Annotated in this window: 23 protein-coding genes; 15 read left to right on the forward strand and 8 right to left on the reverse strand. The window is 71.2% G+C overall.

What is annotated here, in order from left to right:
• Window positions 1-163 precede the first annotated feature (163 nt).
• Both pfkB and HHX37_RS20605 read right to left on the reverse strand, forming a co-directional pair.
• Complete coding sequence (gene pfkB / locus HHX37_RS20600; protein ID WP_182886416.1) at window positions 164-1105, reverse strand: 1-phosphofructokinase; 942 nt, start codon at window positions 1103-1105, stop codon at window positions 164-166.
• On the reverse strand, window positions 1102-1863 hold the full coding sequence (locus tag HHX37_RS20605) for a DeoR/GlpR family DNA-binding transcription regulator (RefSeq protein ID WP_182886417.1): 762 nt from the start codon (window positions 1861-1863) through the stop codon (window positions 1102-1104). The genes pfkB and HHX37_RS20605 overlap by 4 nt, the downstream gene beginning before the upstream one ends.
• Before the next feature lie 213 nt (window positions 1864-2076).
• Between HHX37_RS20605 and sigJ the strand changes: the two genes are divergently transcribed.
• From sigJ to HHX37_RS20620, 3 genes are read left to right on the forward strand one after another with little or no spacing between them, the layout of a single operon-like run.
• Entirely contained in the window at window positions 2077-3048 is a 972-nt protein-coding gene (gene sigJ / locus HHX37_RS20610) for an RNA polymerase sigma factor SigJ (protein ID WP_117410133.1), read from the forward strand.
• Between the two features lie 27 nt (window positions 3049-3075).
• Window positions 3076-4263, forward strand: coding sequence for a ubiquinol-cytochrome c reductase iron-sulfur subunit (locus HHX37_RS20615; protein ID WP_182886418.1), 1188 nt, complete (start codon window positions 3076-3078; stop codon window positions 4261-4263).
• Window positions 4260-5924, forward strand: coding sequence for a cytochrome bc complex cytochrome b subunit (locus HHX37_RS20620; protein ID WP_396776219.1), 1665 nt, complete (start codon window positions 4260-4262; stop codon window positions 5922-5924). Before HHX37_RS20615 ends, HHX37_RS20620 begins: the two co-directional genes overlap by 4 nt.
• 69 nt (window positions 5925-5993) lie before the next feature.
• Here the strand turns inward: HHX37_RS20620 and HHX37_RS20625 are convergent, their stop codons facing one another.
• Entirely contained in the window at window positions 5994-6539 is a 546-nt protein-coding gene (locus tag HHX37_RS20625) for a hypothetical protein (protein WP_182878039.1), read from the reverse strand.
• Window positions 6540-6996: 457 nt separating this feature from the next.
• Between HHX37_RS20625 and HHX37_RS20630 the strand changes: the two genes are divergently transcribed.
• A complete protein-coding gene (locus HHX37_RS20630) occupies window positions 6997-7524 on the forward strand; it encodes a sigma factor-like helix-turn-helix DNA-binding protein (protein ID WP_182886419.1) in 528 nt (175 codons plus the stop codon).
• Window positions 7525-7600: 76 nt separating this feature from the next.
• Here HHX37_RS20630 and HHX37_RS20635 read toward each other — a convergent pair whose 3' ends face one another.
• Both HHX37_RS20635 and HHX37_RS20640 read right to left on the reverse strand, forming a co-directional pair.
• The gene (locus tag HHX37_RS20635) at window positions 7601-7996 is read right to left on the reverse strand and encodes a VOC family protein (protein ID WP_182878038.1); all 396 of its coding nucleotides are present in this window, start codon (window positions 7994-7996) and stop codon (window positions 7601-7603) included.
• 17 nt (window positions 7997-8013) lie between these two features.
• On the reverse strand, window positions 8014-8955 hold the full coding sequence (locus HHX37_RS20640; protein ID WP_182886420.1) for a sigma-70 family RNA polymerase sigma factor: 942 nt from the start codon (window positions 8953-8955) through the stop codon (window positions 8014-8016).
• Between the two features lie 664 nt (window positions 8956-9619).
• Here HHX37_RS20640 and HHX37_RS20645 point away from each other — a divergent pair.
• The 10 genes from HHX37_RS20645 to HHX37_RS20690 all read left to right on the forward strand — a co-directional run bounded on the left by HHX37_RS20645 (window position 9620) and on the right by HHX37_RS20690 (window position 20349).
• On the forward strand, window positions 9620-10663 hold the full coding sequence (locus tag HHX37_RS20645; RefSeq protein WP_310737913.1) for a ParB/RepB/Spo0J family partition protein: 1044 nt from the start codon (window positions 9620-9622) through the stop codon (window positions 10661-10663).
• Between the two features lie 84 nt (window positions 10664-10747).
• The gene (locus tag HHX37_RS20650; RefSeq protein WP_182878035.1) at window positions 10748-11236 is read left to right on the forward strand and encodes a PhzA/PhzB family protein; all 489 of its coding nucleotides are present in this window, start codon (window positions 10748-10750) and stop codon (window positions 11234-11236) included.
• 105 nt (window positions 11237-11341) lie between these two features.
• The gene (locus tag HHX37_RS20655; RefSeq protein ID WP_182879254.1) at window positions 11342-12514 is read left to right on the forward strand and encodes a 3-deoxy-7-phosphoheptulonate synthase; all 1173 of its coding nucleotides are present in this window, start codon (window positions 11342-11344) and stop codon (window positions 12512-12514) included.
• Window positions 12515-12540: 26 nt separating this feature from the next.
• Complete coding sequence (locus tag HHX37_RS20660; protein WP_117410142.1) at window positions 12541-13164, forward strand: isochorismatase family protein; 624 nt, start codon at window positions 12541-12543, stop codon at window positions 13162-13164.
• Entirely contained in the window at window positions 13161-15074 is a 1914-nt protein-coding gene (locus tag HHX37_RS20665) for an anthranilate synthase family protein (protein WP_310740461.1), read from the forward strand. The genes HHX37_RS20660 and HHX37_RS20665 overlap by 4 nt, the downstream gene beginning before the upstream one ends.
• Window positions 15071-15940, forward strand: coding sequence for a PhzF family phenazine biosynthesis protein (locus HHX37_RS20670; RefSeq protein WP_117410143.1), 870 nt, complete (start codon window positions 15071-15073; stop codon window positions 15938-15940). The genes HHX37_RS20665 and HHX37_RS20670 overlap by 4 nt, the downstream gene beginning before the upstream one ends.
• Window positions 15941-16045: 105 nt before the next feature.
• Window positions 16046-16681, forward strand: coding sequence for a phenazine biosynthesis FMN-dependent oxidase PhzG (gene phzG / locus HHX37_RS20675; RefSeq protein WP_138461319.1), 636 nt, complete (start codon window positions 16046-16048; stop codon window positions 16679-16681).
• Window positions 16682-16722: 41 nt separating this feature from the next.
• The gene (locus tag HHX37_RS20680) at window positions 16723-18408 is read left to right on the forward strand and encodes a flavin-containing monooxygenase (protein WP_259403205.1); all 1686 of its coding nucleotides are present in this window, start codon (window positions 16723-16725) and stop codon (window positions 18406-18408) included.
• Window positions 18409-18612: 204 nt separating this feature from the next.
• Window positions 18613-18939 (forward strand): antibiotic biosynthesis monooxygenase, encoded by a 327-nt coding sequence (locus HHX37_RS20685; protein WP_182878031.1) that lies wholly within the window; start codon window positions 18613-18615, stop codon window positions 18937-18939.
• A gap of 192 nt (window positions 18940-19131) precedes the next feature.
• On the forward strand, window positions 19132-20349 hold the full coding sequence (locus HHX37_RS20690; protein WP_138461318.1) for an FAD-dependent monooxygenase: 1218 nt from the start codon (window positions 19132-19134) through the stop codon (window positions 20347-20349).
• 451 nt (window positions 20350-20800) lie between these two features.
• On the opposite strand, the gene HHX37_RS20695 is transcribed toward HHX37_RS20690, so the two are convergent.
• Complete coding sequence (locus HHX37_RS20695; RefSeq protein WP_182879252.1) at window positions 20801-21514, reverse strand: FMN-dependent NADH-azoreductase; 714 nt, start codon at window positions 21512-21514, stop codon at window positions 20801-20803.
• Window positions 21515-21643: 129 nt separating this feature from the next.
• A complete protein-coding gene (locus tag HHX37_RS20700) occupies window positions 21644-22114 on the reverse strand; it encodes a MarR family winged helix-turn-helix transcriptional regulator (protein ID WP_182878028.1) in 471 nt (156 codons plus the stop codon).
• Window positions 22115-22200: 86 nt separating this feature from the next.
• Between HHX37_RS20700 and HHX37_RS20705 the strand changes: the two genes are divergently transcribed.
• On the forward strand, window positions 22201-23796 hold the full coding sequence (locus tag HHX37_RS20705; protein WP_182879251.1) for an FAD-dependent monooxygenase: 1596 nt from the start codon (window positions 22201-22203) through the stop codon (window positions 23794-23796).
• 53 nt (window positions 23797-23849) lie between these two features.
• Here HHX37_RS20705 and HHX37_RS20710 read toward each other — a convergent pair whose 3' ends face one another.
• Window positions 23850-25100 (reverse strand): cellulose-binding protein, encoded by a 1251-nt coding sequence (locus tag HHX37_RS20710; RefSeq protein ID WP_182886423.1) that lies wholly within the window; start codon window positions 25098-25100, stop codon window positions 23850-23852.
• Window positions 25101-25253: the final 153 nt, after the last annotated feature.

The raw sequence follows: 25253 nt of genomic DNA on the forward strand, positions 1-25253 counted from the left end.
CCGGGCGACCGGCCTGGCGGGCCGGCTGGGGGGTTCTCGGGTCGCCGTCGTCCCCGGGCGAAGCGAGCGAAGCGAGTGGATCAGCAGGGGCAGAGCGGGCGGGTCGGCGGGGCCGACGCGGTGGGCGCGGGTTCGGTTGTGAGCGCGGGTTCGGTGGACGCGGTCAGTAGGGGCAGAGCTGGCGGGCCGGGTCGGGGGAGCCGATCCGGACGTGCGTGCGGTCGATGTCGGCCGGACCGGGCATCCGGCTGCCGGGCAGGCCCACGGCCGCGCCGGCCCAGGCCAGGCCCTCGGCGAGGGCGGCGCCGCCGCGGGCCCCGGCGGCGAGGAAGCCCGCCAGCAGCGCGTCTCCCGCGCCCACGCTGCTGCGTGGCTCCTCGACCGCGCATTCGCCGTACCAGACCCGGTCGTCGTCCTCGACCAGCAGCGCGCCGTCGGCGCCGAGGCTGGTCAGGACGGATCGCGCGCCCATCGCGCGCAGCTTGCCGACGGCGTCGAGCACGTCGCCGACATGGGCGATCGACGTGCCGGTGGCCTCGGCGAGCTCGTCGCGGTTGGGCTTGACCAGAGCCGGGCCGGCGCTCACGGCGGACACGAGGGCGGGGCCGCTGGTGTCGACCGCGAGGTTGATGCCGGCGCCGGCGAACCGGCGGCCCAGCCCGGCGTACACGTCGATCGGGACGCCCGGCGGGAGGCTGCCCGAGGCGACCACCCAGTCGGCCGACCGGGCGGCGTCGAGCACCGCGCCCGCCAGCGTGTCCAGTTCGGCGGGGGTCAGCGCGGTTCCCGGCTCGTTCACCTTGGTGACCGTGCCGTCGGGCTCGGCGATGGCGACGTTCGACCTGGTGGGGCCCTCGACCGGGACGGGGACCATGTCGATGCCCTCCGCGGACAGCAGGTCGAGGAGCCGGCGCCCCTCGCTGCCGCCGTACGGGATGACCGCGCAGGACCGCACGTCGTTGGCCAGCAGGGCGCGTGAGACGTTGACGCCCTTGCCGCCGGGGTCGAGGTGGGTGGCGGCGGCGCGGATGACCGCGCCGCGGGTGAGCGCGCCGACCTCGATCGTGCGGTCGAGGCTGGGGTTCAGGGTCAGCGTGAGGATCACGCGCGAACCACCTCCGGTCCGGCGGCGGCCAGCGCGGCGGCGAGGTCGGGGTCGATCCCGGTGTCGGTGATGACGACGTCGATCTCCCGGAGCGTCGCGAAGCGCGCGAGGTAGGTGGCGGAGAACTTCGTGTGGTCGGCCAGCAGGACGGCGCGGTCGGCGCAGGCGATCATCGCCCGTTTGATCGCCGCCTCGGCCGGGTCGGGGGTCGTCAGGCCCTTGGCCACCGAGCAGCCGTTGGTCGCCATGAACGCCACGTCCACGTTGAGCTGCGACAACTGCTGGATGGCCCAGTCCTCCACGGTCGCCAGCGTCCGGCCGCGCACCCGGCCCCCCAGCATGAGCACGGTCAGGTTGGGACGGCTCGCCAGCATGGTGGCAAGTGGAGGCGAGTTCACGACGACGGTGAGCTCGCGGTCCGGCGGCAGCGCCTGCACGAGCCGGCTCGTCGTGGAGCCCGCGTCGAGGACCACGGCGCCGTCCTGCGGAAGCTCGGCCAGGGCGGCCTTGGCGATGCGTTCCTTCTCGACCGTCATCACCTCGTCCCTGGCGGCCAGGGCGGGCTCGAACCCCAGGCGCTCGACCGGGATGGCGCCGCCGTGCACGCGCCGCAGGACGCCCGCGCGCTCCAGCGCGGTCAGGTCGCGGCGGATCGTCTCCGTGGTCACGCCGAACCGGTCGGCAAGCGTCACCACGTCGACCCGGCCGGCGTCCCGCGCCACCCGCAGGATCTCCTGCTGCCGCTCCTCGGCGTACATCGTGTTGGTTCACCACCGTTTCGATGTTGTTTCGTATTTGTTTATACCCACCTGTGTTGGAAGGTCAAGAGTGGTGCAGATCACGAAAAGGGCAGTACGCGGAGAAGTCCCCTGCGTGTCGGCCTTCCCGGCGGTCTCGCACCCCTGGCCGCCCGTGTCACGTCTCGTGCCTCCGGCGCGTCTCTATAGGGGAGGCGGAGACAAGGAGGCCAGATGCCCGCGGTGACCGAGGGGCAACCCGCGCCGGTCGCCAGTTTCGAGAGCAGCCGCGAGCTGCTCTTCGGGGTGGCGTACCGGGTGCTGGGCAGCGTGACCGACGCCGAGGACGTCGTCCAGGAGGCGTGGCTGCGGTGGGACCGCGTCGACCACGCCAGGATCGCCGACCCACGGTCCTTCCTCGTCCAGATCACGACGAGGCTCGCCCTCGACCGGCTGCGGTGGGCGAAGGCCCGCAGGGAGGCGTACGTGGGGCAGTGGCTGCCCGAGCCGCTGCCGACCGGGCCCGCGCTCGAGGACGGCGCGGAGATCGCCGACTCGGTCTCCGTGGCCATGCTCGTGGTGATGGAGACCCTCTCCCCGCTGGAGCGGGTGGTGTTCGTGCTCCGGGAGGCGTTCGACTTCTCCTTCGCCGACATCGCGGTGATGGTCGGCCGGTCCGAGGCCGCGGTGCGGCAGCTCGCCCGCCGCGCCCGCTCGCACGTCCGGGAGAGGCGGCCCCGGTTCCGGCAGGACCACGACGTCCGCAGGCGGGTGACGGAGCGCTTCCTGGCCGCCTGCCTGGGCGGCGATCTGCGGGCGCTGCTCGACCTGCTCGCGCCCGAGGTCACCTTGTGCATCGACGGGAACGGCCGCCGCGGCGTGGCCAGGAACCGGGTCGAGGGCGCGGAGAAGGTCGGCCGTCTGCTCGTCCGCGGTCTGCGCAGGGTCCTGCGCCCGGAGAGCGCCGCGGTCGCCGAGACCGATGACATGGGGGACGACATCGGGAGCGGCTCCGTCGTGGACGTCAACGGCGGGCCCGCGGCGCTCATCACCGCGGGGGACGAGCCGATCGCCGTGATCGTGGTCGACGTCGACCTCGCCGCCGACCGCGTCACCCGGATCTGGATCATCGCGAACCAGGACAAGCTCGGGGGCGTCGAGGGCCGGCGACCCGGAAGACCCAGGCCTGTCCGCGCCGCGGGCTGACGGGCCGCGAGAGAAGCGACTTTCGTCATGACGGACAACGAGCACGAGACCGGACGTCCGGAGGGGTGGCCTGAGGGGCGCCCGCGCCCGGACCGGCGGACGCCCGCCCGCGTCCTCGGCACCCCCTTGACCGACGCTCCCTCACCCGGCGCCCCCCTGCCCGGCGCCGCGCCCGCGCGTCCGGACGCGGCGGACGAGGAGGCCGACCTTCCCGCCGTTCCCGGCGTCCTCGGCGTCGTTCCGCAGGACGAACGGACGGCCCGCAGGGCGGAGCGCGTCGCGGCGCTGTGCTTCCTGCTGGCGTTCGCCGCCCTCGTGGCCTTCCTCGTGACCTATGTCCGGCTCCAGGTCGGCGGCCTGAGCGCGACGGGCGCCTCGCACGTCGCCCTCGGCGGGACGCTGACGCTGGCGTTGCTGGCGCTGGCCTCGGGGATCGTGATCTGGGTACGCCAGATCATGCCGAAGTACGAGCTGGTCCAGCGGCGCCATCCCATGGCCTCACCCGAGGAGGTGCGGGCCGAGGTCGCGGCCACGTTCGTGCGCGGCGCCGGGGAGAGCGGCATCGTCAGGCACCGCCTGCTGCGCCGCACCCTGCTGCTCGCGGCGGCGCCGCTGGGCCTGGCGCCGCTGGTGCTGCTGCGCGACCTCGACACCACCGGCGCGCCCGCCGCGCAGCTCCACCGGAAGCTGCGGCACACGGTCTGGGGAGAGCGGACCGAGGACGGCAAGCCGCTGCGCCTCGTCGTCGAGGGCACCGGACAGCCGATCCGCGCGGCCGACTTCAACTCGCCCGGAGGCATCCTGTCGGTCGTCCCCGAGGGCTACGAGCACGACCTGAACGTCCTCGCCAAGGCGACGGTGATCCTCGTCAAGTTCCGTCCGGAGGAGCTGAAACCCGGCACCGATCCGAACTGGACCCACGACGGGATCGTCGCCTATTCCAAGATCTGCACGCACGTGGGCTGCCCCGCGGCGCTGTACGAGCAGACCACCCACCACATCCTGTGCCCGTGTCACCAGTCAACCTTCGACGCCGCCGACGGGGCCAGGGTCGTGTTCGGCCCCGCCGCCCGGCCGCTGCCGCAGTTGCCGGTCGGCGTCGACGAGGAGGGCTACCTCGTCGCACTGGGCGACTTCGCCGCTCCGGTCGGCCCCAGCTACTGGGAGCGCGGCGACGCGGAGGCGCGGGCCAGGGAGAACGGAGGCCACCTTTGAGTGAACTGAGAACCGTGCCCGAGCGCATCGCCGGGCCGGCCACATTCCTGGACGACCGCCTGGGCGCGGGCGGCTTCGCCAGGCGCAATCTGCGCAAGATATTTCCCGACCACTGGTCCTTCCTCCTCGGCGAGATCGCGCTGTACTCGTTCGTCATCCTGCTGCTTACGGGCACTTTCCTGACGTTCTGGTTCAAGCCGAGCATGGGGGAGATCGTTTACAACGGCACGTACGCCCCGCTCAAGGGGGTGGCGATGTCCGAGGCGTACGCGTCCACGCTCGACATCAGCTTCGAGGTCCGGGGCGGTCTGCTCATCCGGCAGATCCATCACTGGTCCGCGCTGGTCTTCATCGGCGGCATGATGGCGCACGCGCTGCGGGTCTTCTTCACCGGCGCCTACCGCAAGCCGCGCGAGCTCAACTGGATCATCGGCACGGTGATCCTCTCCGTCGCGCTGTTCGAGGGCCTGACCGGCTACTCCCTGCCCGACGACCTGCTGTCCGGCGCCGGGCTCCGGGTCACCCAGGGGGTGGTCATCGGACTGCCGGTGGTCGGCACCTACCTCAACTTCTTCCTGTTCGGCAGCGAGTATCCGGGCGAGGACGTCATCTCCCGCTTCTACTCGATCCACATCCTGCTCCTGCCCGGCCTGATCCTGGCGCTGGTCACCGCGCACCTGATCCTGATGTGGGTGCAGAAGCACACGCAGTTCCCCGGCAAGGGGCGGACCAACCGCAACGTGGTCGGCGCGCCCTTCTACCCGGCCTTCATGGCGAAGTCGGGGGCGTTCTTCCTGTTCACGTTCGCCGTGATCGCCGGGCTCGGCACGTTCGCGCAGATCAACCCGGTCTGGCTGTACGGGCCGTACACCCCCGCCGACATCTCGGCCGGCTCGCAGCCCGACTTCTACCTGGCCTTCCTCGAAGGGGCGCTGCGCATCATGCCCGCCTGGGAGGTCAACCTCTTCGGCACCTCGCAGGCCGGCACGGTCCCGCTCAGCGTGGTCATCCCCGCGTTGGTGCCGCTGGGGATCATCGTCGTCGGAATGGCCCTCTACCCGTTCCTGGAACGGTGGATCACCGGTGATCACCGCGAGCACCACCTCGCGGACCGGCCGCGCGACAACCCGCACCGCACCTCGATCGGCATGGCGGCCATCGCGTTCTACGGCGTGCTGTGGCTGTTCGGCGGCAACGACATCATCTCCGCGAACTTCCGCGTGAGCCTCTACACGACGACCTGGGCCGGACGGATCCTCGTGTTCGTCGCGCCCGCCCTGGCCTACGCGGTCACCTACCGCATCTGCCTGGGCCTGCAGCGCTCCGACGTCGCGGTGCTCACGCACGGCGTGGAGTCGGGGGTGATCAAACGGATGCCGGACGGCCGGTACGTCGAGGTCCACTCGCGGCCGGCGGAGGACATCGAGGCGCACCTGCGCGGCCGGGAACCGGTGCCGGTGCTGCCGTACGACGAGGCCGTGCCCCCCAGGGGCCTGCGCGGACCGATCGGCCGGCTGCGCCTGCGGATGTCCAGGGCGTACGGCGGGGAGAAGGTTCCGACAGCGAACGGCGGCCCGCACGGCGAGGACGGGCAGGCCGCACTTCAGGACGCTCTCCCGGACACTCTTCCGGACGGGCAGAACCGCGCTCTGACGCGCTGACCCGTCTCCGGGACCGATGTGGTCCGGGCCGGCCGGCCCGGACCTCATTCGGCTGCCCAAGGGTGCCGTTCAGCGGTCCCGCTGCTCCGGCACCGGCCACCGCGACTCGGGCGGGTCGGCCGGGCGGATCTCGGTGAACAGCTTGAGCGTCACCGGCCGCAGCCGCTGCCACGCCTCGGCCGGCCAGCGCAGGCTCACCGAGGGGAACACGGTCTCCAGCACGATCTTCAGGTAGGAGCGGCCGGTTTGGGCGACCGGGACCTCCGTGCACAGGGCGGACACGGTCGCGGAGGTCTCCCGCCTGCCGAGCCGCAGCCGGGCGTTCCCCATGACCTCGTTGGGGGCGTGGCCGGTTTCGAGGTCCACCGACTCCCAGAAGAGCACGGGGGCCTCGTCCTCCTGCAGCCACGACGGATAGACCGGCAACGGCAGCTGCAGCGTGAAGCCCGCCAGCAGCCCGGGAGGGCTCAGATAGAAGGAGCCGTGGAAACAGGGCAGTTCGTGCAGGAGCCGGGGCCCCTTCGACGTCGTCATCGACAGCGTTCCCTCACTGGCGTCCATGGCGATCCGCCACGCGCTCGGATCGGCGTGGGACGCGTCCGGGACGAAGACCATCAGTTGTTCACCTCGCTGTGCGGCCGGAAGGCGGCACGGTGGGGAGCGGAGAGGTTCCGCCGGTTCGAGCCGCCAAAAGAATGACGTATCCCGAGGGCCGGAACGTGACATGCGCATTGCGCCGGTAATTCACCGCGGGTTCGCGTGTCACATTCCGCGGGCCGCGTTCGTCTTAATGGGAAAGAAGCGGTCCGGCGCTCCCGCGGGCCCCGCCGGGGCCGTCCGCAAAGGAGTGCCGGCCAAGGGGAGCCGGCAAAGGAGAGGGGGAGTAATTCTGGGCGTGGCGGTTCCGCCGGTGTAAATTGCGGGCGACGAGGAAATCGTCGAATCGGGCGGCGCAGGGGGTTGCGGTGCCGCGCGAGAAGGTGTCCGGCAGGGCGGGCCACGGGCGGCGACATACGGTTATCGGCCCGGTGGGCGGCGTCCGGAGATCGGACCACGACTGCGAGGAGAGCGCATGGAGCGTAATCCGGATGGGCCGGCCGAAGCGGACTGCGCGTTCCAGGCGTTCGAGGAACACGCCGCTCTGCTCCACGCGGTGGCGCGCAGCATGCTCGGCGACGGCGGGGAGGCCGCACGCGTGGTCGAGGAGACCCGGGCCCGCTGGCTGGCCGGTCAGGGCGACCGCTCGGCGGGGTTCCCGCACGCGCTCATCGGGCTGGTCGCCGTGCTGGCGCTGACGCGCCTGCGTGTCGCGCAGGCCAACGGCGAGGAGCACATCGGCCCCTGGCTGCCGGAGCCGCTGCGGGGCGAGCCCGATCTGCAACTGGCCGAGTCGGTCACGGCGGCCCTGTCGGCCGTGCTCGGCATGCTGGACCGGGACGAGCGGACGGTGTTCCTGCTGCGCCATGGTTTCGGGCTCTCGTACGCCGACATCGCCGCGGTGACCGGGCTCACGGAGGAGGCGGTGGGCGTGATCGACGCCAGGGCCAGGGCGCGGGTGCGCTGCGAGGTGCGCCCGCTCCGGCGGGACGCCGGCGGCTGAACCGCACCGAGGGGGCGGGCGGGGTGTGCAACTGAGGAGAACCCACAGTTACCACCCGCGCCCCTGCCGCCCGCGGTCAGCGGCCTCGCTCCGTCAGCCCGTACAGGTTGCCGTCGTGGCCGCGGATCTGCGCCCACCGGCCGCCCTCCCGCCAGGGAGTGGCCTGCGGCGCCACGACGATCTCCACGCCCCGTGCCCGCAGGTCCCGGCAGGTGGCGTCGACGTCGTCGCAGTCGAACCAGCCGTGCGTCATCCGTCCGGCGCGGGCCTCAAGCGCCTCCAGGATCTCGGGCTCGACCGCGGCGAGGGCCACGCAGGTCTGCGCGCCCGGCGGGCGCACCTCCACCCAGCGGCGCCCCTCCCCCTGGGGGACGTCCGCCGCGATCTCGAAGCCCAGCGTCCCGGTGAGGAACTCCAGGGTCCTGCTCTGGTCGCCGACGTAGAGCACGGCGAGCCGCGGATTCACGATCACGATGCCTCCCGGGTGTGTCACACGCTCTGCACCGAAAGCTGGCGCCGTACGGACGACGCGGCCACGGCCGGGTTGTCGGCGAGGCCGAGCCGGACCTCCTTCAGGCGGATGGGGTCACCGATGACGTCGACGGACGCGATGCGGTCACCGGAGAAGGCGAACTCGAGGACGAGCTGGAGGCGTCCGTGCGGAGCGACCACCGCCCCCACGGCGCCGTTGACGAGAGCGGGCGAGGCGAAGCGCGCCCTGCGGATGTTGGTGCGCGTCTCCTCGGCGACCGCCCGCGCGCCCCGCACCTCCGCCTGCGCCCTGACCTGTCCGCGCAGGGCGACGGCGTCCGCCCGGCGTACGACGTCGGGAGCCAGCACCGCGAGCAGGGCGTCGATGTCGCCGGCCCGGGAGGCGGCCAGGAAGGCGTCCACCACCACACGCTGCCTGACCAGGTCGGAGGAGGGGACGTCGGCCGTGTCGTGCACCCGGCGACGGGCACGGCTGGCCAGCTTCTTCGCCGCCGCCGGCGAGCGTTCCACGATCACGGCGATCTCGTCGAACGGCACGGCGAACAGGTCGTGCAGCACGAAGGCGGCGCGCTCGGCCGGGCCGAGCGTGTCGAGGACCACGAGCAGCGCGAGACCGACGGAGTCGGCCAGCACCGCCTCGTCCGCCGGGTCGGCGGTCTCCTCGTGGGGGGCCAGCATGTCGAGTTCGGTCAGGTCGGCGAAGTCCTCACGCCGGCGGCTGCGTGAGCGCAGCATGTCGAGACAGACCCGCCCGGTGATCGTCGTGAGCCAGGCGGTCAGGTTGTCGACGGAGCCGGAGTCGGCCCGGCAGGCGCGCAGCCAGGTCTCCTGCACCGCGTCGTCGGCCTCGTCCGCGCTGCCCAGCATGCGGAACGCGACTCCGCGCAGATGCCCGCGGGATCGGTCGAAGTGCTCGGCCAATTGGGCCTGGTCGTTCATCGGTCACCTTTCACCGTCGCGGTTCGTCGTATAGGTGGGGAGATGGAGAACGCACGTTTGACAAGGAGACGTCAGTGCCCGTACTGATTATTGTCGCCGGTTCGTTTGAACCAACGTGACGGGGAGGGGCACCGCGGGTGACCTCTCCGGCCGTGAAGCGCACCGGCCGGCTGCCGCCCGAGGTGCATACTATCCTCGCATCGACCGCTCATACTTTCGCGCCGTGCCGAAAATCGAGCACGGTGTCCGAAATCGGTGGCCGGTGAGACGCTGAAAGATGTGTGCCAGGGGCCCGCCGGGTCGTCCGGGGCCCTGCGCTCGGGTCTCGGGACGCTTATCGAAACGGTCATCCCTTACGGCAGGTACGGCTCTATGACGTTGGTCATGCCGTGCCATGCTTTTCGTTATATGTCGTGATTGCGATACCTCGACGACTTTTCCTGGTCCCGTCGCGCGCGGGCAGACCGATATCCAAATTATGGATGACTTGTCATGAATCTGTTCCCTTTGCTCTGGTATGGCAATCATCCGAACCATAAGCTGAGCGCAGTTGAGCTCCTGTGAAGAATTCGCCCCTGCCCTTGTTCCTTCATAGGAAGGCCCCGCAGTGACACTTCACACCGCAGCCGACACCGATCGCGAACTTGGAACTCGCCTTCCCGACGTGGCGGATCTGCGCCACCTGCCGTGGGAGATCGTGTCCGTCCGCGATCTCACCTCCTCGCTCTCGCCGCGGAAGCAACGTGAGGACCCGGCGCACGTCCGGATGCTCGCGGAGATGGATCGCGCCTTCGATCCGCTCCTTGTTCACCGGCCGACGATGCGGGTCATCGACGGCATGCACCGGTTGCGCGCCGCCGTGCTGAAGGGCAGGAACGAGATCGCGGTCCGGTTCTTCGACGGAAGCGAGGCCGACGCGTTCGTCCTGTCGGTCCGGCTCAACGTCGGCCACGGGCTGCCGCTGACGCTCGACGAGCGGAAGGAGGCGGCCGGGCGGATCATCGCCTCCCATCCGCACTGGTCCGACCGGATGGTGGCCGAGAGCGCGGGGCTGAGCGCCAAGACCGTCGGCGGCCTGCGCCGGCGGCTCGGTGGGCAGACGCAGTTCAGCCGCGTCGGCCGGGACGGGAAGTCCAGGCCGGTCAGCAGCGTCGAGGGGCGTCGCAGCGCGGCCGCCCTGCTGGCGGCCAACTCGGAGATCTCCCTCCGGGAGCTGTCCAGGAAGACCGGACTCTCCCTGGGGACCGTCCGGGACGTGCGCGAGCGGCTCGACCGCGGGCAGGACCCGATCCCGGATCGGCTGCGCGCGAGGGAGGAGACCGGCGGCGGCTCGCGAAGCGAGACGGCGCCGGCGCAGGAAGCGGCGCCGCGCACCGGAGTGGTCTCACGGGCGGCGCAGTCCCGTCGCCCCCGCGTGGAGAGCCGGCGCAGGGGCGAGCCGAGGCAGCCGGGCTGCCCGGCGGGGGAGGCGGTGGAAACGGCGTCCGTGCTGCGCAAGCTCGCGCGTGATCCGTCCCTGCGAGCGACCGAGTCCGGGCGGCTGCTGCTGCGGATGCTCCTGGCCACGGAGGTGGGCCCGGCCCAGTGGAAGGAGATCGCCGAGGCGGTTCCGGCCCATTGCATGCCGCTCGTGCGCGCCGTCGTGCTCAGGAGATCAGAGGAGTGGGAAAGCCTGGCGAACATGGTGCGCAGGGGTTTCCCGGGGTGATCGGAAAAGCAACGGAGGTGCTTCTGCGAAGAAGGCACAGGGTGAAATATCGCCATTAATCGGCATTGGTTTGGAGGGTTCATCGTGTCAGAGACGACTCACTTTCCGGGAACCGACGCGGAGGCCGAACTCCGGAAAATCAACCGGGCGACGGTCGAGCAGTACATGAACACCAGAGGCGAGGATCGGCTGCGGCGGCACCTGCTGTTCACCGAGGACGGCGTCGGCGGCCTCTGGACCAACGACACCGGGCAGCCGATCGCGATCCGCGGGCGTGACCGCCTCGGCGAGCACGCCGTCTGGTCGCTGAAGTGCTTCCCCGACTGGGTCTGGACCAACATCCAGATCTTCGAGACGGACGACCCGAACTTCTTCTGGGTGGAGTGCGACGGCGAAGGCGCCATCCGCTTCCCCGGCTACCCCGAAGGCCACTACCGGAACCACTTCCTGCACTCCTTCCAGCTGGAGAACGGGAAGATCAAGCTGCAGCGCGAGTTCATGAACCCGTTCGAGCAACTGCGCGCGCTGAACATCCCCGTGCCCGAGATCAGGCGTGAGGGAATCCCCACCTAGGTCACATCCGCCGCGTGATCGTCAGCGGCTGCCAGACAACCCCCCAGCCGTTCCCGGCCGGGCGACGACGACGGCGCCGAGAGCGCCTCGACCCCATGGAGAACCGTGGATGACGTGATGCCCGCCATCCGGCTGAGCGCCGCGCTGCAGCAGCCGGAGTGGAGCGATGTCTCGCAGGTCCAGCGCGTCAAGGAAGTGCTCGCCTCCCGCCCCTCGCTCGTCAGGCCGGCGGACGTGCGCGCTCTGCGTGCCCTCCTGGCGGAGGTCGCCGCAGGAAACTCCCTGGTCGTGCAGTCGGGGGACTGCGCGGAGAACCCCGAGGAATGCACGCCCGAGCACGTGAGCCGCAAGTCCGCGGCCCTCGACGTGCTGGCCGGCGCACTCAAGATGATCACGCACAAGCCCGTGCTGAGGGCCGGCCGCATCGGCGGCCAGTTCTCCAAGCCGCGTTCGAGCTCCACCGAGAAGGTCGGCGACCTCACCCTCCCGGCGTACCGGGGACACATGGTCAACGGCCCGGAACCGACCCCTGAGAGCAGGCAGCCCGATCCGCTGCGGATACTCACCGGATACATGGCGGCCAGCGACATCATGGAGCACCTCGGCTGGCGCGGATCGTCCACCCGATCCCGGATAGACCCGCCCGTGTGGACCAGCCACGAGGCGCTGCTGCTCGACTACGAGGTTCCGATGCTCCGCAGGGACGCGTCGGGGAGGCTGATCCTCGGCTCCACGCACTGGCCCTGGATCGGCGAGCGGACGCGGCAGGTGGACGGCGCGCACGTCGCCCTGCTGGCCGAGGTCGCCAACCCGGTCGCCTGCAAGGTGGGCCCGAAGATGAGCAAGGACGAACTGCTCGGCCTGTGCGAGCGGCTCGACCCCGAACGCGAGCCCGGCCGGCTCACCCTCATCTCCCGGATGGGCGCCGACCAGGTGGCCTACGCCCTGCCGCCGCTCGTCGAGACCGTGAGATCCGCCGGACACCCCGTCATCTGGCTCTGCGACCCCATGCACGGCAACACGCGGGTCACCCCGTCGGGTCACAAGACCCGCCTCGTGCCGGCCCTGCAACAGGAGGTCCGGGAGTTCGTCACCGCGGTCGAGAGCGCGGACGGCGTCCCCGGCGGCCTCCATCTGGAGACCACGCCCGACGACGTGACCGAATGCGTCGCCGACGAGAGCGGCTTCGCCCAGGTGGGCGACCGCTACACGAGCTTCTGTGACCCCCGGCTGACCCTCTGGCAGGCGGTCTCGGTCATCTCCGCCTGGGGCGGCTGACGCGACGGCTACCTGAAAGGACTTCCATGTCCGGCATTCCCGCAATCAAGCCCTACCCCCTTCCGGCGGCGGGCGAGCTGCCTCCCAACGCCGCCGGATGGACGCCCGACCCCGCTCGTGCCGTGCTCCTGATCCACGACATGCAGCGATACTTCGTCAGGCCGTTCGCCGACCCGACGAGGCACGAACTCGTGCAGAACGTCGCGCTGCTGCGGGACCGGAGCGTGGCGCTCGGCGTCCCGGTCGGCTACACGGCGCAGCCCGGCGACATGAGCGAGGAGCAGCGCGGACTGCTCAAGGACTTCTGGGGGCCCGGCATGCGCCGCGCCCCCGAGGACCGGCTCGTCGTCGACGAACTCGCCCCCGCCCCCGGCGACTGGATGTTCACCAAGCTGCGCTACAGCGCGTTCTTCCGGTCCGACCTGCTGGAGCGCATGCGGCGCGCCGGCCGCGACCAGCTCGTGGTCTGCGGGGTGTACGCCCACGTCGGGGTGTTGATGACGGCGGTCGACGCCTTCACCAACGACCTGCAGACCTTCCTGGTCGCCGACGCCGTCGCCGACTTCACCGCCGCCTACCACCGCATGGCGGTCGAGTACGCGGCCGAGAGGTGCGCGGTCGTCCTGACGGCCAAGGAGGTGTTCTCGTGAGCGGCCTCGAAGGCGGCCTCGGGAGCGGCTCGGACACCGGCGGAGGCGGCCTGCTCGACGCCGTGCTGGACCTCCGGGCGCCGGCCTTCGCGCTGCTGCACCGGCCGGAGGCGACCGGCCCGGGCGTACTGGACGTCCTGATCGGCGAGGTCGCGTACCTGAGCGAACTCGCGGACATCCCGCTGCCGGAACAGGGGGAGCCGGGGGCGGGAGACCGCCACCACACGCTCGTCGTCGTCCCCTACCGGCAGGTCCGGGAGCGGGGCTTCGCCTGCGCCGACGACGGCGCCCCGCTCATCGCGATGACGGTGACGCGGCAGGCCACCCTGCCGGTCGGCGCGGCCCTGGACCGGATCCCCGACCTGCCCTTCGCGGTCTCCGGCGGGCACTTCGACGTGGAAGACGACGACTACGCCGAGCTCGTCCGCAGGGTCGTCAAGGAGGCGATCGGCGAGGGGGAGGGGGCGAACTTCGTCATCAAGCGGTCCTTCGTCGCCGACATCGGGAACTACACGCCCGCCTCCGCCCTCTCCTTCTTCCGGCGACTGCTGGAGGTCGAGTCGGGCGCGTACTGGACCTTCGTGGTCCACACCGGCGAGCGGACTTTCGTGGGCGCCACTCCGGAACGGCACGTGACGCTGCGGGACGGCGTCGCGACCATGAACCCGATCAGCGGCACGTACCGGTATCCGGAGTCCGGGCCGTCCCTGCACGGGGTGATGGACTTCCTCGCCGACCGCAAGGAGTCCGACGAGCTCTACATGGTCCTCGACGAGGAACTCAAGATGATGACGCGGATCTGCGAGCCGGGCGTCCGCGTGACGGGCCCTCGGCTCAAGGAGATGGCGCGGCTCGCGCACACCGAGTACTTCATCGAGGGAGACACCGGCTGGGACGTGCGCGACATCCTCCGCGAGACGATGTTCGCCCCGACCGTCACCGGCAGCCCGGTGGAGAACGCCTGCCGGGTGATCGACCGGCACGAGCCGCACGGCCGGGGGTACTACAGCGGAGTCGTCGCCCTGATCGGGCACGACGAGGCCGGCCGGCAGACCCTCGACTCCTCCATCCTCATCCGGACCGCCGACATCGACGACACCGGCCGGGCGCGCATCGGCGTCGGCGCCACGCTCGTACGCCACTCCGACCCGATGTCGGAGGTGGCGGAGACCCGGGCGAAGACCGCCGGCCTGCTCGCGGCGCTCGACACCGGCGACAGCGGCAGGCTCAGGACCCGCCCGGAGGTCCGCGAGGCGCTGGAGCGGCGCAACGAGAACATCGCCGGTTTCTGGCTGGGCAGGCGCGGCTGCGGCGCGGCCGCCCTGCCGCGGCTGGCCGGGGTGCGGGCGCTGGTCGTCGACGCCGAGGACACCTTCACGTCGATGCTCGACCACCAGATGCGCAGCCTGGGCATGGCGGTGACCGTGCGCCGCCACGACGAGAGGCCGTCGCTGGACGGGTACGACCTCGTGGTGCTGGGGCCCGGCCCCGGCGACCCCCGGGACGACGCCCACCCCAAGATCGCTTATCTGAGGGCCGCCGCGGACGCCCTCCTCGCCGGGCGGCGCCCCTTCCTCGCCGTCTGCCTCAGCCACCAGGTCCTCTCCACCCGGCTCGGGTTCCCGCTGCAGCGCCGCGACGTGCCCAACCAGGGGCTGCAGAAGGAGATCAGCCTGTTCGGCGCGCGGGAGCGCGTCGGGTTCTACAACACGTTCGCCGCGCGCGCCGAGGCGGACCGGGCCGAGATCGACGGCCTCGGCACGGTCGAGATCTGCCGTGATCCGGTGACCGGCGAGGTGCACGCGCTGCGCGGCCCGCGTTTCGCCTCGATCCAGTTCCACGCCGAGTCGGTGCTCACCGAGAACGGCCCCCGCATCCTGGGCTCTCTGATGGAGGGACTGCTGCCATGACGGTCACCGGCCAGTCCGTGCTGGAAGGGGCGCGTCCGTACGTGGTCGTCGACGCGTTCACCGACACGCCGCTGCAGGGCAACCCGGTCGCGGTCTTCTTCGAGGCCGAGGACCTCTCCGCCGAACGCATGCAGCGCATCGCCAGGGAGATGAACCTGTCGGAGGTCACCTTCGTCCTCCCGGCCCGGGAGGGGGGCGACGCCCGCATCCGCATCTTCACGCCGGTGAACGAGCTGCCGTTCGCCGGGCATCCGCTCCTCGGCACCGCCATCGCGCTCGGCGAGGGGCGCAGGGAGGACCGGCTCCGGCTGGAGACGGCGATGGGAGTCATCGCCTTCGACCTGGAGCGCGTGGACGGGAGGGTCGTCGCCGCGGAGATGGGGCAGCCCGTCCCGACGTGGGAGGAGTTCGACCGCGCCGGCGAACTCCTCGCCGCGCTCGGCCTGACCTCCTCCACGCTGCCCGTCGTGATCTACCACAACGGTCCCCGGCACGTGTACGTCGGGCTGGAGAGCATCGCCGCGCTGTCCCGGGTCGACCCCGACCAGCGCGCGCTGGCCGCCTTCCCCGACATGGCGACCAACTGCTTCGCCGGCTCCGGACCGACCTGGCGCAGCCGGATGTTCTCGCCCGCCTACGGCGTGGCCGAGGACGCGGCCACGGGGTCGGCGGCCGGTCCGCTGGCCGTCCACCTGGCCCGGCACGGGCAGATCGGGTTCGGGCAGTGGATCGACATCCACCAGGGCGTCGAGATGGGCCGCCCCTCGCTCATGCGGGCCCGCGCCGACGGCGCCCCGGAAGCCGTCACGTCCGTACGGGTCGGCGGTTCGGCCGTGACCGTCGCCCGCGGCGTGATCTACGCCTGAACGGCGCGCGGACCCGCCGGCGGATCGCCCGCGCGGCCGGGTCCGCACCCCGTCCTCGCCATGCGGCCAGGGCCGCCCGTATCCCCACACAGCCCGGAGGCGACAGTGAGCAGCAGGTTCGAGAGTCTGACCGGCGCCATCGACCCGGCGTTCCCCGAGTACGACACGCCGCCGGCCGAGCCGATGGTCCTGGCCCGGCAGTGGATCGCGTCGGCGGTGGAGGAGGGGGTGCGGGAGCCGCTCGCCCTCGCCCTCGCGACCGCCGACCGCGGCGGCCGGGCCTCCTCCCGCATGGTCGCCGTCATCGACGTGAGCGATCGGGGCCTGGTCTTCACCAGCCACAGCTCCAGCCGGAAGGGCCGGGAGATCGCCGAGACCGGCTGGGGCTCGGGCCTGCTCTACTGGCGCGAGACCGCGCGGCAACTGATCTTCTCCGGTCCCGTGGTCATGCTGCCCGAGCCCGAGGCGGAGCGGCTGTGGAACGCGCGGCCGGTGCCGCTGCACGCGATGTCGGCGGTCTCGCGGCAGAGCGAACCCCTGGAGGACGTCGCCGGGCTCAGGGCGGAGGCGGAGCGCCTGGCGTCGTACGGAACCCCCCTGCCCCGCCCGGCGCGGTTCGCCGGATACCGCCTGGAGCCCGCCGCCGTGGAGTTCTGGTCGGCCGACGCCGACCGGCTGCACCGGCGGCTGCGTTACGACCGGGATTCCTCCGGTTGGCACATCTCACGGCTACAGCCGTGACCTCCTCCCCACAGGGACAGGAAACACGAAGGAGTGCGACCTTGACCGACTCGATAACGACCGGCCCCATAACGACCGACAAGAGCACGACCGATCAGAGCACGAACGAGCCGGGCACGACCGACTTCGACGCGATCGTCGTCGGCGCCGGCTTCGCCGGCATCTACATGCTGCACAGGCTCCGCAACGAACTCGGCTTACGGGTGCGGGCCTTCGACCGCGCCGGCGGCGTGGGCGGCACGTGGTACTGGAACCGCTACCCCGGCGCCATGTCGGACGTCGAGGGCTTCGTCTACCGCTACTCCTTCGACAAGGAGATGCTCCAGGAGTGGAACTGGACCACCAAGTACACCCCCCAGCGTGAGCTCCTCGCCTACCTGGAGGCGGTCGTCGAGAAGCACGGGCTGGGCGAGGACATCCAGCTCAACACCGGCGTCGAGAGCGCGGTTTTCGACGAGTCCCGGGGCGTCTGGACCATCGGCACCGACACCGGTGAGACCTTCACCACGCGGTACCTGGTCACCGCGCTCGGGCCGCTGTCGACGGCGAACATCCCCGACATCGAGGGCCGCGAGCGCTTCCGGGGCAGGATCGTCCACACCGGCGCCTGGCCCGACGACCTCAGCATCGACGGCAAGCGCGTCGGCGTCGTCGGCACGGGGTCCACCGGCACCCAGTTCGTCTGCGCCGCCGCCAAGGTGGCCGGGCATCTGACGGTCTTCCAGCGTTCGGCGCAGTACTGCGTCCCGTCCGGCCACGGCCCGGTCACCGACGAGTACGTCGCGGAGGTGCGGGCCGGCTACGACCTCATCTGGGACCAGGTGCGCGGCTCCCGCGTCGCCTGCGGGTTCGAGGAGAGCGAGGTCCCCGCGATGAGCGTCTCCGAGGAGGAGCGCCGGCGCGTGTTCCAGGAGTACTGGGACAAGGGGAACGGCTTCCGCTTCATGTTCGGCACGTTCTCCGACATCGTGACCGATCCGGCGGCCAACGAGGCCGCCGCGGAGTTCATCCGGTCGAAGATCAGGGAGATCGTGAAGGACCCGGAGACGGCGCGCAAGCTGACGCCGACCGACCTCTACGCCAAGCGCCCCATCTGCAACCCCGACTACTACGAGAACTTCAACCGCGACAACGTCACGCTGGTCAGCATCAAGGAGAACCCGATCAGGGAGATCACCCCCAACGGTGTCGTCACCGAGGACGGCGTGGAGCACGAACTCGACGTCCTGGTCTTCGCGACGGGCTTCGACGCCGTGGACGGCAGCTACAAGCGGATGGACATCCGCGGCCGGGGCGGCGTGACGATCCGGGAGCACTGGGAGGACGGCCCCACCGGCTACCTCGGCGTCGCCACCCACGGCTTCCCCAACCTGTTCATGGTCCTCGGGCCGAACAGCGCCTTCAGCAACCTGCCGCCGGGCATCGAGACCCAGGTGGAGTGGATCGCGGGCCTGATCCGCACGGCTGAGAAGAACGGCACGACCGTGATCGAGGCCACCGCGAGCGCCGAGGACGCGTGGACCGAGACCTGCCGGGAACTCGCGGCGTACACGCTCTTCCCCAAGGTCGCCTCGTGGATCTTCGGCGCCAACATCCCCGGCAAGAAGAACACGGTCATGTTCTACTTCGCCGGGCTGGGGTCGTACCGGGCCAAGCTGAGCGAGGTGGCGGAAGCGGGGTACGAGGGATTCGACCTGCAGGCCAGTCCCTCGCTGACGCCGGCCTGAGACCGCGCGGGGCATGCCCCGCGCCGACATCCAAGGGTCCGGACGGCCGGGAAGGCCGTCCGGACCCTCCGCGTCCGCTTGAGATAAGCGGCATTTCCTGCTCTCCGGACGAGATATTCAGTGAGGAGTTCTCGTGTTCGAGGTCCGCGATTGTTTAACAAAGAGGCTTGACTCTAATGGTTCATTGTCGGATACGATGAAGTCATGACTGAGACCGTGATTCGCGTCGACGACCAAGTCGCAACCTTCATCAACATCTTCGACGTCGACCCCTCGAAGCAGCAGGAACTAATCGCCATTCTGAACGAGGGCACCGAGAAGGTCATGCAGCACCGGCCCGGCTTCGTCTCGGTGAACATTCTCGCCAGCGCGGACGGCACCCGCGTCGTGAACCTCGCCCAGTGGCGCAGTGTCGACGACATCAAGGCGACCATGGGCGACCCCGAGGCGCAGGCCATCGCGAAGCGGACGGCGGAGATCGCCAAGGCGGCTCCGCAGCCCTACAAGGTCATCTCCGTCCATCACGCCTGACCAGGCACTCCGCGGCAACCCACAAGCGGGTCCGGGCCCCATGCGACACACTCCGTCCGCCTCTCGGCATCGGCGGACGGACGTCGCCCGCGCATCCCCCAGAGCGGGCGGTGTCCGGGGCCCGGCCCTGACCGCACCGCCCACCCGAAGGTGACGAAGAGTAGCCACCCCCGGCCCAGGGAGCGCGACGCCATGACGACTGCCAACACCGCCGACATCGTGATCGCGGGCGCGGGAATAGGAGGGCTGGCCGCCGCGCTCGCCCTGCACGCCAAGGGGATCCACGCGGTCGTGCTGGAGGCCGCGCCCGAACTCGCGCCGCTCGGAGTGGGAATCAACATCCAGCCGGCCGCGATCGGCATACTGACCGAGCTCGGGCTCGGCGAGACGCTGGCGGCCACCGGCATCCGCACCCGCGAGCACCGCTACCTCGACCACAAGGGCACCACGCTGTGGACCGAGCCCCGGGGCGTCGACGCCGGCCACGAGCACCCCCAGTACTCCATCCACCGCGGCGAGCTGCAGATGCTCCTGCTCGCGGCCGTACGGGACCGGCTCGGCCCCGGCGCGGTGCGCACCGGGCTCCGCGTCATCTGCTTCCACCAGACCCCCTCCGGCGTCCGCGTCCTCGCGCACGACGAGAGCGGGGGAGCGGTCGAGATCCAGGCCGCCGCGCTGGTCGGCGCCGACGGGCTGCGCTCCGCGGTGCGGTCCCAGCTCCACCCCGACCGCGTCCCGCTGTCCCCCGCGGGGGTCGACATGTGGCGGGGCCTGTCCGAACTGGACGAGTTCCTCGACGGGCGGACGATGATCCTGGCCAACGACGAGCAGGCCACCCGGCTGATCGCCTATCCGGTCTCCCGGCGCCACGCGGAGCGCGGCAAGGCGCTGGTGAACTGGGTCTGCCTGGTCGCGGCCCCGTCGAAGAGCCTGGCCGGCGACGCGGGCTGGAACCGCCCGGGACGGATCGAGGAGGTGCTGCCCCACCTCGCCGACTGGGACTTCGACTGGCTGCACCTGCCCGCGATGCTCGCCCGCAGCCCCCGCATCCTGCGCTACCCGATGGTCGACCGCGACCCCCTGCCGCACTGGGGAGAGGGCCGGGTGACCCTGCTCGGCGACGCCGCCCACCTGATGTACCCGATCGGCGCCAACGGCGCCTCGCAGGCCGTCATCGACGCCGCCACGCTCGCCGCCGAACTCGCGGAAGGCGACGACGTGGCCACCGCCCTGCTGCGGTACGAGGCCGCCAGGCGCCCCGCCACGACCGCCATCATCCTCGCCAACCGGAACATGGACGGCGCGGAGCGCGGCATCGCCGGTCGTCCCGGCCACGACAAGACCGCCGAACTCGCGACCATCACGCACCGCTACCGAGTGGCGGTGGAGCGGCGACAGCCGCTCACCTGAGCGGATGGACCGCCCGGCCGGTAGCCGCACTTATCGCCGGGCGGTCCATCCTGGCAGGCGTGACCCGCGTGTAAGGCCGTCGGCGGGAAATCGCCGTCCGAGAACGTGGCTGATGAATGGCGGGCCCACGCCGCGAGAAAATGGCACGCCAATCGAAATCGCCGCCCCGCGGACGCGATTCTCGATTCACCGGACATGAAGCGTCGAGACATCCTGACAATGCGTTTACAGAATGTCTTCGGTAGGCCTGGTTACCGGGCTTGCCCGGTCACGGGTGCGGCATCGGACGCCGGACGTCAACGTGGAAACGGCCTCCCGCCGGGTCATGTCTGCGGTCCTCGTCCTTAAGACGAATCGCGGCGCGGAAAGGTGACACGCGGCGGCCGTGCGGGCGGTGTCCGCCGGTGGGCGGACACCGCCTCTCACGACAGGCCGCCGGGCGGCCGGCGCCTCACCGCGTACGGGCCGCCGCGCCGCTGCGCGCCGCACGGCCCGCCAGCTCCGACACGGCGGTCCGCGCCGTGGCCAGCGAGTCCGCCGCCAGGGGCTTGAAGCGGGCCAGGGCGGGCACGTCGGACGCCCTGGTCATCTCCGCGCCGACGAAGCAGAGGTTCTCCGGGGCCACTCCCAGGTCCGTGAAGTACGCCCTCAGGTAGGGCGTCTGGAAGTCGAAGTCCTCCCGTGGCGTGCCCGGGGCGTAGCACCCGCCGTGGGCGGTGACCACCACCACGTTCGTCCGCCGGAGGAGGTGGTCTCCCGTGCCGGCGTCGAGGAAGGCCCCCGGGAAGGTCACCCGGTCGATCCAGGCCTTGAGGGACGCGGGCACGGAGTAGTTGTACATCGGGACGCCGACCAGCACCGTCTCCGCGGCACGCATCTCCGCGATCAGCGGCAGGGTCAGCGCCCACTCACGCTCCTCGGCGGGGCCCTCGGTCATCTCCGCCACCTCCGGCAGCGTGACCGCGCCCCTTCTCTCCACCCGGATGCCGAGGGAGACGAAGGCCGGGGACACCAGCGGGACCGGTTCGGCCGCGAGGTCGCGGTACCGGTACCCCGCGCTCCCGTGCAGACACCGCCAGGTGTCGGCGTACAGCGCCGTCAACTGCCTGGTGACCGAGTCGCCGTGGTCGCTGGCGCTGGAGTCCAGGTGAAGCAGGGACGTCACAGGCTCACCTCCTGTCGCTGCGCGTGCATCGCGCACTCCCTTCCCGATACTTTCCGTCACACACATATGACGTTCAGTAGTCGTCAGAGGTGACAGGAGCGTATCCGTGGGGCCGGAGAGCGGCAGGGGTCACTGGTGAGGGCGGCCGGTGAGGAGGGTCGTCACCTCCCGGGCCCGCGCGTTGAGGCGTCCGACGAACTCGGTGAGCATCTCCAGCTGGCCGTCGTCGTAGCCGTCGACGACCGCGAGGAACTCCGTCTCGATCCTGGAGAAGATCTCCCGCAGCGCCGCCTCGTGCCGCCCCGTCGACCGGATCAGGACCCTGCGGCGGTCGAGGGGGTCGCGGTGGCGCTCGACGAAGCCACCGCGTTCGAGCCGGTCGATCAGCGCGGTGACGGCCGAGGTGCTGAGGCCGGTCGACTCGGCGAGCCGCCCCGCGGTGAGCTCCGGCTCGTGGCGGGCGAGGTCCAGGCACTTCAGGTCGGTCGGCCCGAGCCCGAACCGGTCCGCGATGGCCTGGTGCAGCGCCAGGCCGCGACCGGCGTTCTCGCGCATCGCGTCCATGAGGGATCGCAGCGCTTCGGATCGATGCCTTGACACGGACGCTCCATCCGGCTGAAGTAGATATCTCGATGCATCGAGATTTCCTATCGGTCGAACGAATTCTATCTGTCAGGGAGCGGAGCATGCCAGGAGAGTCCGTACCCGTCCTCGTCGCCGGGGCAGGCCTGGCGGGCCTGTCCACCGCGATGTTCCTCGGCGTCCACGGGGTGCCCGCGCTCGTCGTGGAGCGCCACACCGGCCTGTCCACCCAGCCCAAGGCACGGGGGCAGATGCCTCACACCATGGAGGCGCTCGCCACGGCCGGGGTGGCCGGGCGGTTCCTCGCCGCGGCGCCGCCGGGGACGGACGAGAGCATCATCGTGATCGCGGAGAGCGTCACGGGCCGGGTCCTGCACGACTTCGTGCAGGCCGCTCCGGACATGTCCGCTCTGTCTCCCGCGCCGATGGGCATGGTCAGCCAGGAGCGCGCCGAGCGCATCCTCGCCGAAAGGGCCGTCGAACTCGGGGCGGAGATCAGGTTCTCCACGGTGCTGGAGTCGTTCCGGCAGGACGGCGACTCCGTCGTCGCGTCGCTCGTGGACCGCGCGACCGGCCGGCGGCGGACCGTCACGGCCCGCTATCTGGTCGGCGCGGACGGGCACAAGGGCGCGATCAGGGACGCCGCCGGGATCGCGGCGCACGGCAGGACCTCGCCCGGGCCGATGCGGACGATGTTCCTGCAGTTCGAGGCCGACCTCGACGTGACGCTCAAGGGCGCCGCGTTCGGCCTGTTCTACATCCAGAACCCCGCACTGCCCGGCGGGTCGGCCACCGTGGTCACCACCGATCACCCCGGCCGCTACGTGCTGAGCTGCGCCTTCGACCCCGGTGAGGAGCCCGGCCCGGACCGGCTCACCGAGGTGATCCGCACCGCCTGCGGGGTGCCCGGCCTGGACCCGCGCGTCGTGGACGCCGCCTGGTCGTCCCCGGGCGGGCACGTCACCCGGGTCGCCGACACCTTCCGCTCCGGGCGGGTCGTCCTGGCCGGGGACGCCGCCCACCTGATGCCGCCGACCGGCGGGCAGGGCGGCAACGCCGCCGTCCTGGACGGCTACCACCTCGCCTGGCGGCTCGCGTACACGCTGGCGGGCCTCGCCGGTCCGGGCCTGGTCGCCTCCTACGACGCCGAGCGCCGGCCGTACGCCGACGTCCTCGCCGAGCAGCAGTACGCGAACATGGTCCAGCGGCACGCTCCGCACCTGCGTGACGAGAGCGTCGCCGAGATCATGGATCCCGCGGTGGGACTGTTCGGGTACGTCTGCCCGTCGGGCGCCTTCGCCGCCGAGCCGGACGACGGCCGTCCCCTCTTCGAGAACCCGGCTTCGCCCTCGGGACGCCCGGGAACGCGGGCGCCGCACGTGCGGCTCGACCGAGATGGCGTTCCGGTCTCCTCCCGCGACCTGTTCGGCCCGGCGTTCACGTTGCTCGCGGGTCCGGCGGGAGAACCGTGGGAGAAGGCGGCGGCCGAGGCCGCGCGGCGGACCGGTGTCACCGTCGGGACGCACGTCGTCGGAGCGGCGGGGGGCCTCGGCGATCCGGAGGGCCGGTTCACCGCCGCCTACGGGATCACGGCGGGGGGCGCCTCGCTCGTACGGCCGGACGGCGTCGTCGCCTGGCGGTCGCGTGGCCCCGCCGCCCCCGGCGAACTGGAGGCCGCGCTGCGTACCGTCCTCGCGTGACCGGGCCGGAGCGTGACCAGGCGGCAGCGTGACCGGGCCGGGGCAGGCGGGGGTCAGTAGCCGTAGCGGCTCTTCAGGTGGCGCCAGAGGTCACGCAGCATCCACGCGTCGAACTCGGTGATGGAGGTGGCCGAGCCCGCCTTCATGAGGAAGCAGCACTGGCCGGTCGGCGTCCAGTCGTAGAAGTCGTCCAGCCCGAAACCGTGCCCGATCTCGTGCAGCAGGATGTGGATGTCGTCGCTGCCGAGGTTGTCCACGAGATACTCGCTGCCGACGCGCTGGCCCCAGTCGCCTCCCGCGCCGCCGTCCATGCCCGCCGTGAGCCACAGGGACATGTCGTAGTGGTGGGAGGGCCCGCCGGGACAGTCGGGATAGGCGCCCGACTGGTTGAAGAAGCGGCCGCAGGGCTCCGCGCACTGCGGCGCGTCCTCCCGCATGTCGCCGACGTACACGTCGACCGAGTCGTCGTCCCACTGCAGCGTGGCGCGGTCGCGGACCGCCCAGCCGACCACCTTGACCGGCACCTCGGCGTACGGCCAGCCGTCGTGACCGGCCATCACGTTCATCCACTTGCCGAACGACCTGCCCAGCGCGGCGTGGATGCGGTCGCGCAACTCCGCGGACACGGGGGCGGGGGAGTCCCAGCGGACGCAGTAGTTGATCGATCCGCCGTTGGCCATGATCTGGTCCCAGCCGAAGTTGCGGAAGCCGTACGGATCGCGGTCGCCGGACTCGGTGTGCCGCCAGACCTCGTCGAGCGGTGTGACCAGGGCGGCGGGCGGGTTCCAGCCGCTCTGCGCGGCGGCGGCGGCGTCGGCGAAGGCCTTGACCTCCAGGAGCCCGACCGCGGCCTTCCCGCTCTCCAGCACGATCCGCAGCCGGGTGGTGGTGACGGCGGGGAAGGAGGCGGTGACGTAGCCGTCCACGGTGACGGGGTAGGCGGCGGGGATGTCGGCGTAGGCGGCGCCGTCCCAGCTCTGCAGCCTCCAGGAGACCGGCTCCCGGACGCCGCCTCCGTCGTCGAAGAAGTACACCTGCGCCGAGGAGATCGTCTGGGCGGAGGGCCAGGTCAGCAGGGCCCACTGTTCGCCCGCCTGCGGCCAGGTGCCCCATCGGCGGTTCCGGAGGTCGTTCGAGCGTGACGGGTCGACGCCGTCGTTGATCGCGGCGACGTTCTCCCAGGGGGAGGTGTAGGAGGCGGTCGCGGTGGCCCAGGGGGCCACGTTGACGACGGCGGCGTCCGACCGCGTGGGCACCAGCAGGAAGCCGGCGAGCAACGCGACGACGGCGAACAGACGCCTCATACAGGCTCCTTCGCGGCGACGTGGCGGTCCACGCGCCGCTGTGGGGGGTGTGGCACGGTCTCCGAGTTTTTTCCGTCCGATTTGTGGTGTCAAGGGGGTGAATTACGGTCATGTGCCGTTTGGTGCGGCGGAATCGCGTGAGATCGCCCGGGC

The organism is Microbispora sp. H10885, assembly GCF_014161415.1.
In the GTDB taxonomy this organism is placed as follows: Bacteria; Actinomycetota; Actinomycetes; order Streptosporangiales; family Streptosporangiaceae; genus Microbispora; species Microbispora triticiradicis.